The sequence below is a fragment of the Actinosynnema sp. genome (genome assembly GCF_052038725.1).
The window spans coordinates 1-6,843 of sequence record NZ_JBQGCX010000208.1; the positions used below are offsets into that span (position 1 = coordinate 1).

At 74.2% G+C, this 6,843-nt stretch carries 8 protein-coding genes; 5 read left to right on the plus strand and 3 right to left on the minus strand.

The window, feature by feature from the left end; all coding sequences use genetic code 11:
• Positions 1-622: 622 nt before the first annotated feature.
• The 4 genes from sigE (at position 623) to tatB (ending at position 3,958) form a co-directional block, all read left to right on the plus strand.
• Positions 623-1,207 carry an RNA polymerase sigma factor SigE gene (gene sigE, locus ACTUAL_RS03980; RefSeq protein ID WP_440899305.1) on the plus strand — a complete coding sequence of 195 codons (585 nt, stop codon included), beginning with the start codon at positions 623-625 and terminating at the stop codon, positions 1,205-1,207.
• A complete protein-coding gene (locus ACTUAL_RS03985; RefSeq protein WP_096491542.1) occupies positions 1,204-1,851 on the plus strand; it encodes an anti-sigma factor in 648 nt (215 codons plus the stop codon). Before sigE ends, ACTUAL_RS03985 begins: the two co-directional genes overlap by 4 nt.
• A gap of 67 nt (positions 1,852-1,918) precedes the next feature.
• Positions 1,919-3,454, plus strand: coding sequence for a trypsin-like peptidase domain-containing protein (locus tag ACTUAL_RS03990; protein WP_440899306.1), 1,536 nt, complete (start codon positions 1,919-1,921; stop codon positions 3,452-3,454).
• 111 nt (positions 3,455-3,565) lie between these two features.
• On the plus strand, positions 3,566-3,958 hold the full coding sequence (tatB, locus tag ACTUAL_RS03995; protein ID WP_096491544.1) for a Sec-independent protein translocase protein TatB: 393 nt from the start codon (positions 3,566-3,568) through the stop codon (positions 3,956-3,958).
• A gap of 139 nt (positions 3,959-4,097) precedes the next feature.
• Here tatB and ACTUAL_RS04000 read toward each other — a convergent pair whose 3' ends face one another.
• A complete protein-coding gene (locus tag ACTUAL_RS04000; protein ID WP_096491545.1) occupies positions 4,098-5,243 on the minus strand; it encodes an Mrp/NBP35 family ATP-binding protein in 1,146 nt (381 codons plus the stop codon).
• Between the two features lie 138 nt (positions 5,244-5,381).
• Here ACTUAL_RS04000 and ACTUAL_RS04005 point away from each other — a divergent pair, with 138 nt between their 5' ends.
• The gene (locus tag ACTUAL_RS04005; RefSeq protein WP_177154497.1) at positions 5,382-5,840 is read left to right on the plus strand and encodes a MarR family winged helix-turn-helix transcriptional regulator; all 459 of its coding nucleotides are present in this window, start codon (positions 5,382-5,384) and stop codon (positions 5,838-5,840) included.
• Positions 5,841-5,857: 17 nt separating this feature from the next.
• On the opposite strand, the gene ACTUAL_RS04010 is transcribed toward ACTUAL_RS04005, so the two are convergent.
• Together ACTUAL_RS04010 and ACTUAL_RS04015 are read right to left on the minus strand one after the other, a co-directional pair.
• Positions 5,858-6,463 (minus strand): DUF1003 domain-containing protein, encoded by a 606-nt coding sequence (locus tag ACTUAL_RS04010; protein WP_096491547.1) that lies wholly within the window; start codon positions 6,461-6,463, stop codon positions 5,858-5,860.
• On the minus strand, positions 6,456-6,843 hold a 388-nt coding region (locus tag ACTUAL_RS04015; RefSeq protein WP_440899307.1), incomplete at its 5' end, for a CBS domain-containing protein. The genes ACTUAL_RS04015 and ACTUAL_RS04010, both read right to left, overlap by 8 nt.

A 6,843-nucleotide genomic window follows, 5' to 3' on the forward strand; every position in this document is an offset into this window, starting at 1 on the left:
GCGCGGGCGGCGTGACCGTGCTCGGCAAGGGCGTGACGGCGCACCTGGACTGAAGGGGGCGGGCGAGGGGCCGCCACGGCTGGGTCAGGTCGGCGGGGGGCGGCCGTCGGCCGGCGCCCGCGTCGGTGGGGACCCGTTGGAGAAGCCCCCTCGCCCGCGCCCGCGCGCGGTCACCCGTGCGCGGACGGTGATGACCTTAGGGGCGTGGTCGCCCGGCCGCGGCCGTTTCGGCGAACCCGGCGACCGGCTGATCGCTCACGGCGAACAGGGCGGGGATCGTTCGACGATCCCCGCCTTTCGCCCGCTCGGACGTGGTGGAGGCGACAGAGGTCGAGGTGTCGATTCCCCCTCGCGGGGGTACGCCGGCCCCGAGCCGGGTGTTTCTCAGGCTGCTCTCAGCCCGTTCTCACGAGAGTTATAAGCGGGACCGGCACGCTGGTGCCAACACCGGACACCGAGCCGTCCCCACAGCTCAGCGACCACCCGCCGGCGACCACCCACAGCACCCGATCACCACCGAACCACCGACGCAGCCAAGCAGGACTCACGGGAACACGCGGGCCACCACCGCCGTTGGACCGTGCACAGGGCAGCCCGCCCACTGGAGGTGCCACACCGCCCGATGCGAACCCAGCCGATCAACGCCGCCGCAACCGCGCCCACCGCCACCATCGACGAGGTCGAGTGGACCCCGCCCACGTGGGACGAGGTCGTGCGCGAGCACGCCGACCGGGTGTACCGGCTGGCCTACCGACTGACGGGCAACCAGCACGACGCCGAGGACCTCACCCAGGAGACCTTCATCCGGGTGTTCCGCTCCCTGGCGTCGTACAAGCCGGGCACGTTCGAGGGCTGGCTGCACCGCATCACCACGAACCTGTTCCTGGACATGGCCCGCCGCCGCTCGCGGCTGCGCATGGAGGGCCTGCCCGAGGACACCGACCGGCTCGCGGGCGACGACCCCAGCCCCGAGCAGGTCTACACCGAGACCCACCTCGACCCCGACCTGCAGGCCGCGCTGGACGAGCTGCCCCCGGAGTTCCGGGCCGCCGTGGTGCTCTGCGACGTGGAAGGGCTGTCGTTCGAGGAGATCGGCGCCACCCTCGGGGTGAAGCTGGGTACGGTGAGGAGCAGGATTCACCGGGGTCGCCAGGCCCTCCGGGTCGCGCTCGAGCGGCGCCGGGCACAGCAGCGGGAGGACGCGTGACCGATCTGCGAGGTTGGGGACTGCCCGAGCAGCACCTGCTGCCCGACGCCGTCGTCGCCTTCGTCGACGGCGAGCTGTCGGCCTCGGCCCACAGCCGGGCCTCCGCGCACCTGGCGGCGTGCCCGTTCTGCGCCGCCGAGGCGTACTCGCAGCAGCAGGCCAGGTCCGCCGTGCGATCGGCGACCACCCCGTGCGCGCCCGCGGGCCTGCTGGCCAGGCTGGGCGCGATCCCGCAGGAGGTCGACCTCCCCAGCGCCCCCGACGGCCTCGCCGTCACCGAGGACGGCCAGCTCGTCACCGTCCAGCGCCCCCAGCGCGCCACCGGCCACCAGCCCACCGCGTTCGGCTCCGGCCCCGCGCTCGGCCAGTCCCGCCCTTTCGGGACGGGCGCCCGCATCGGCTCAGGCGGGCGCTTCGGCAGCAGGGCCAGGCAGGGCGCGGGCGTGGTGGTGTCGGGCCTGATGCTCGGCGCGCTGGCGCTCGTCGTCCCCGGCGGTGACGACAGCGCCCCCCAGCCCGCGCAGGGCACCGTCCCCGTGCCGACCCCGGCCGTCGCGCCCGCGATGACGACGGTCCCGCCGCTGCCCGTCGACGACGGCGCGGACCCCCTCCGAGCGGTCTCCCACCAGCGGTTCACCCGCTGAACGGCAACTTCACCGCAGACCGGGCACGATGGCCCCGCAACGCACGCACGGCAACGTTCGGGGAGCGATGAGCGAGCTGGAGCAGGGCAACGGCCAACGGCCCCCGACGCCCGTGTCCGGTGTGGACGACGGCGGCCACCGCAGGCTCGCGCCGCGACCGCTGGAGCGCCCGCCCGTCGACCCGACCCTCAGCACCGCCTTCGGCCGCCCGCACGGCGTCGACGGCGCGTTCGCGGGCCGCGCCCAGGCCCCGCAGCAGCCCGTCACCCTCGCCCCGCCCACGCCCGAGGCGCTGAGCAGCGCGTTCGGCCGCCCGCCCGGCGAGGGCGGCACCCGCCTGCAGCGCCCGCCGAACCTGGACGCCTCCGGTGAGCCCGAGGTCGAGCCGGTCTTCTGGGAGGGCGAGCCCGCGGGCGACGCCTGGCGCGATCCGGGCGCGAGCGCCGTCCTCGGCCCGCCCGCCGTCGGCGAGGACCCGGCCAAGCCCGCCGACGCCCCGGCGACCCCCGGCCCGCAGCTGAGCGTGCCCGAGCTGCTGTTCGGCAGGCGCGTCAAGCCCACCGCCCTCGCGCTGCTGCTCGTCGTCGTGCTCGCCGTGGGCAGCGCGGGCGGGCTCGTTGGCTGGGCGCTCGGCCGCGTGGGCAACCCGCTCACCGACGGCAGCGTCACCCTCGCCGAGGTCAAGACGGCCAAGGAGCGCCCGGTCGGCTCGGTCGCGGACGTGGCCAGCCGGGTCACGCCCGGCGTGGTGTCGATCGAGTTCAAGGGCGCCAGCATCGCGGGCGTCGGCTCCGGCGTCGTCATCGACGGCGCGGGCTACGTCCTCACCAACGACCACGTGGTCGCCCCGGCCGTGCAGGACAGCTCCGCGAAGCTGACCGTCGTGTTCACCGACGGCAAGCGCGCCACCGCCCGCGTGGTCGGCCGCGACTCCAAGACCGACCTGGCCGTGATCAAGGTCGAGGTGACCAACCCGACCGTCATCCAGTTCGGGAACTCGGACGACCTGCAGGTCGGCGACACGGTGCTGGCGATCGGCTCGCCGCTGTCGCTGTCCAACACGGTCACCGAGGGCATCGTCAGCGCACTCAACCGCCCGGTCACCGCGGCGGGCGAGAACGGCGGCCCGGCCGTCACCTACGACGCGATCCAGACCGACGCGGCGATCAACCCCGGCAACTCCGGCGGCGCCCTGGTCGACTCCTCCGGCGCGCTGGTCGGCATCAACTCCTCCATCCGCACCGAGACCGGCGGCTCGGTCGGCCTCGGCTTCGCGATCTCCGGCAACTACGCCCGCCGGGTCTCCCAGGAGCTGATCCGCGAGGGCCAGGTCAAGCACGCCGACATGAACGTCAACGTGAACTCGGTGTCCGCCGAGACCGCCGAGGGCGCGCGGGTGCAGAACGTGCCCGCCGACGGCGCGGCGGCGGCGGCGGGGATCGTGGAGAACGACGTCATCACCAAGGTCGGCGACCGGCTGGTGCGCAACGCGGCCGAGTTCACCGTGGCGGTGCGCGAGCACGAGATCGGCGAGACGGTGCCGGTGGTGCTGGCCAGGCAGGGCCGCGAGCTGACCCTCCAGGTCACCCTCCGCTCCGACTGACCGGGTTCCCGCGGCGCTCCGGCGGCCCAGCGCGATGGGGCCGACGGAGCACGCGGTTCCCCGCGCCGGTGCGGCTACGCTGGGAGCGGTCGGTCTGCGGAAGGGCGCGAGGTGTTCGAGAACGTCGGATTCAGCGAGCTGCTGGTGCTGGTGCTGGCCGGCCTGTTCATCCTGGGCCCGGAGCGGCTGCCGGACGCCGCCGCCTGGCTGGGGCGGACCATCCGCCAGGTCAAGGAGTACGCGACCGGCGCGCGCGAGCAGCTCAAGAACGAGATGGGCCCGGAGTTCGAGCAGATCCGCAAGCCGCTGGAGGACCTGCGGGAGCTGCGGAACTTCAACCCCCGGCAGGCCATCACCAAGCACCTGTGGGACGACCAGCCCGACGAGAAGCCGAACGGCCACCCGTCGACCGGCTACCCGCCCGTCCCGACCGAGCAGGCCCCGCCGCCGCAGCGGCCCCTCGCGCACAACGAGCGCCCGCCGTACGACCCGGACGCGACCTGAGCGACGCGCCGCCCCGCGCGGCCTGAGCGCCCCGCTGGACCCCTGACGCCCCGTGGTCGACGAGAGCCGCCCTCCCCTCGGGGAGAGCGGCTCTCGGGCGTTCCAGGGGGCTTCCCGGCCCCAGGCCGGGTCCTCGGGGCTAGCGCCCGGCGGGGGAGACGCTGAGCAGCCTGCCCGCCAGCCCGCGCGAGCGCGTCGACAGCTTCCCGGCCACCTCGGTCAGCACCTGCCCGGCCGCCGAGCCCGGCTCCGCCAGGACGATCGGCGTGCCCGCGTCGCCCTGCTCGCGCAGCCTCGGGTCCAGCGGCACCTGGCCGAGCAGCGGCACGTCCGCGCCCACCGCCTTGGTCAGCGAGTCGGCCACGGCCTGCCCGCCGCCGGAGCCGAACACGTCGACCCTGGTGCCGTCCGGCAGCTCCAGCCACGACATGTTCTCGATGACGCCCGCGATCCGCTGCCGCGTCTGCAGCGCGATCGACCCGGCCCGCTCGGCGACCTCGGCGGCAGCCTGCTGCGGGGTCGTCACGACCAGGATCTCGGCGTTCGGCACCAGCTGGGCCACCGAGATCGCGATGTCGCCGGTGCCCGGCGGCAGGTCGAGCAGCAGCACGTCCAGGTCGCCCCAGAACACGTCCGCGAGGAACTGCTGGAGCGCCCGGTGCAGCATCGGGCCGCGCCAGACCACCGGGGTGTTGCCGGGGGTGAACATGCCGATGGAGATCAGCTTCACGCCGTGCGACTGCGGCGGCATGATCATCTTCTCGACCTGGGTGGGCCGGTCCTCGGTGCCGAGCATCCTCGGGATCGAGTGCCCGTAGATGTCCGCGTCGACCACGCCGACCGACAGGCCGCGCGCGGCCATCGCCACCGCGAGGTTGACCGTGACCGAGGACTTGCCGACCCCGCCCTTGCCGGAGGCCACGCAGTACACCCTGGTCATCGAACCGGGCTGGGCGAACGGGATCACCGGCTCGTCCACCCCGCCGCGCAGGGTCTTGCGCAGCTCGGTGCGCTGCGCGTCGCTCATCACGTCCAGCTCGACCGCCACCGAGGTCACGCCGGGCAGCGCCGACACCGCGGACGTCACGTCGGCGGTGATCCTGTCGCGCATCGGGCAGCCGGACACGGTCAGGTAGACGGCGACGTCGACCTTCCCGTCCGGGGAGACCGACACGTCCTTGACCATGCCCAGCTCGGTGATGGGCCGCCGGATCTCGGGGTCCTGCACACCGGCCAGCGCCTTCTGGACGTCGGCGGTGCTGGGCACGGGCTGTGTGGTGGTCAAGATCGCCTCACGGGGGTGGACTGCGGTTCGGGACCAGCCATGCTACGGGCGGCCCTGGTCCTTCTAAGTTACCGCCTGGTCGGGGCGCGGCTCGGGGCGAGAGCGATCGGCCGCGTGCTTTCCGTAACATCGGCTCCCGTGTCCGACACCGGCCCGACCAGACGCGCGCCGACCCGCGACGAGCTGGTGGTGTGGCGCTCGTTCCTCAGGGCCCACGCCAGGCTCACCCGCACCCTGGAGGCCGAGCTGGTCCTGGACCAGCGGCTCACCCTGGCCTCGTACGACGTGCTGGTGCAGCTCGCCGAGCGCCCGGACCGCCGGATGCGGATGACCGAGCTGGCCGACGCCGTGCTGCTGTCCCGCTCCGGCGTGACCCGGCTGGTGGACCGGCTGGAGCGGTCCGGGCTGGTGCTGCGCGAGCGGGTCGACGGGGACGGGCGCGGGGTGGTCGCGGTGCTCACCGAGACCGGGCTGGACCGGCTGCGCGGCGCGTCCGGGACGCACCTGCGCGGGGTGGCCAGGCACTTCGCGGACGCGCTCGACGGCGAGGACCTGGCGGACTTCCAGCGGATCTGCGAGAAGCTCGCGGACGGCTGAGCGCGGACGGCTGAGCGCTACGACCGGACGTCGTCCAACCTCGGGCCGTCCAGCCTGCCGCCGCCCTCGCGGCCCCCGCTCCCGCCCTCGCGGCCCCCGCCCGGCTCCCGCTCGTCGCCGTCCCGCTCCTCGCGCTGCTTCTTCGACTTCCCGCTCTTCTTCCCGCCCTCGCGGAACACCCGGTCCAGCTCGCCGCGCAGGAAGTCCCGCGTCGCGACCTCGCCCACCGCGATCCGCAGCGCTGCCAGCTCCCGCGCCAGGTACTCGGTGTCTGCCTTGGTCTGCTCGGCCCGCCGCCGGTCCTCCTCCAGCGACACCCGGTCCCGGTCGTCCTGCCGGTTCTGCGCCAGCAGGATCAGCGGCGCGGCGTACGCGGCCTGGGTGGAGAACGCCAGGTTCAGCAGGATGAACGGGTACGGGTCCCAGCGCAGCGACACCGCGAGCAGGTTCACCGCGATCCACGCGACCACGATGATGGTCTGCCAGAACAGGAACGTGCCCGTCCCGAGGAACCTGGCCAGCCGCTCGGACAGCCTGCCGAACGCGTCCGGGTCCACCGACAGCCGGAACCGGCCCGCCGAGCGCGGCTGGTCCAGCCGCCGCCGTCCCTGTGGCTCAGGCATGGGTCAGCCCCGTCTCCCGCCAGTTGTCCGGCAGCAGGTGGTCCAGGACGTCGTCCACGGTCACCGCGCCCAGCAGGTGGTCCGCCTCGTCCACGACCGGCCCGCACACCAGGTTGTACGCCGCGAAGTACCGCGTCACCTCGCCCAGCTTCGCGCCAGGCGGCAGCGTCGGCAGATCCGTGTCGAGCACCCCGGCCACCAGGTCGGACGGGGGTTCGCGCAGCAGCCGCTGGATGTGCGCGCAGCCCAGGTAGCGGCCGGTGGGGGTCGCGGTCGGCGGCCTGCACACGAACACCATGCTGGCCAGCGCGGGCGTCAGGTCGGCGTTGCGCACGTGGGCCAGCGCCTCGGCCACGGTCGCGTCCGGGGCCAGCACGACC

What these genes read in the sequence shown, in the direction of transcription:
- ACTUAL_RS04010 (WP_096491547.1), bottom strand. Translation starts at nt 6,463, where the DNA reads ATGCCTGAGCCACAGGGACGGCGGCGGCTGGACCAGCCGCGCTCGGCG.
- sigE (WP_440899305.1), top strand. Translation starts at nt 623, where the DNA reads ATGCGAACCCAGCCGATCAACGCCGCCGCAACCGCGCCCACCGCCACC.
- ACTUAL_RS03990 (WP_440899306.1), top strand. Translation starts at nt 1,919, where the DNA reads ATGAGCGAGCTGGAGCAGGGCAACGGCCAACGGCCCCCGACGCCCGTG.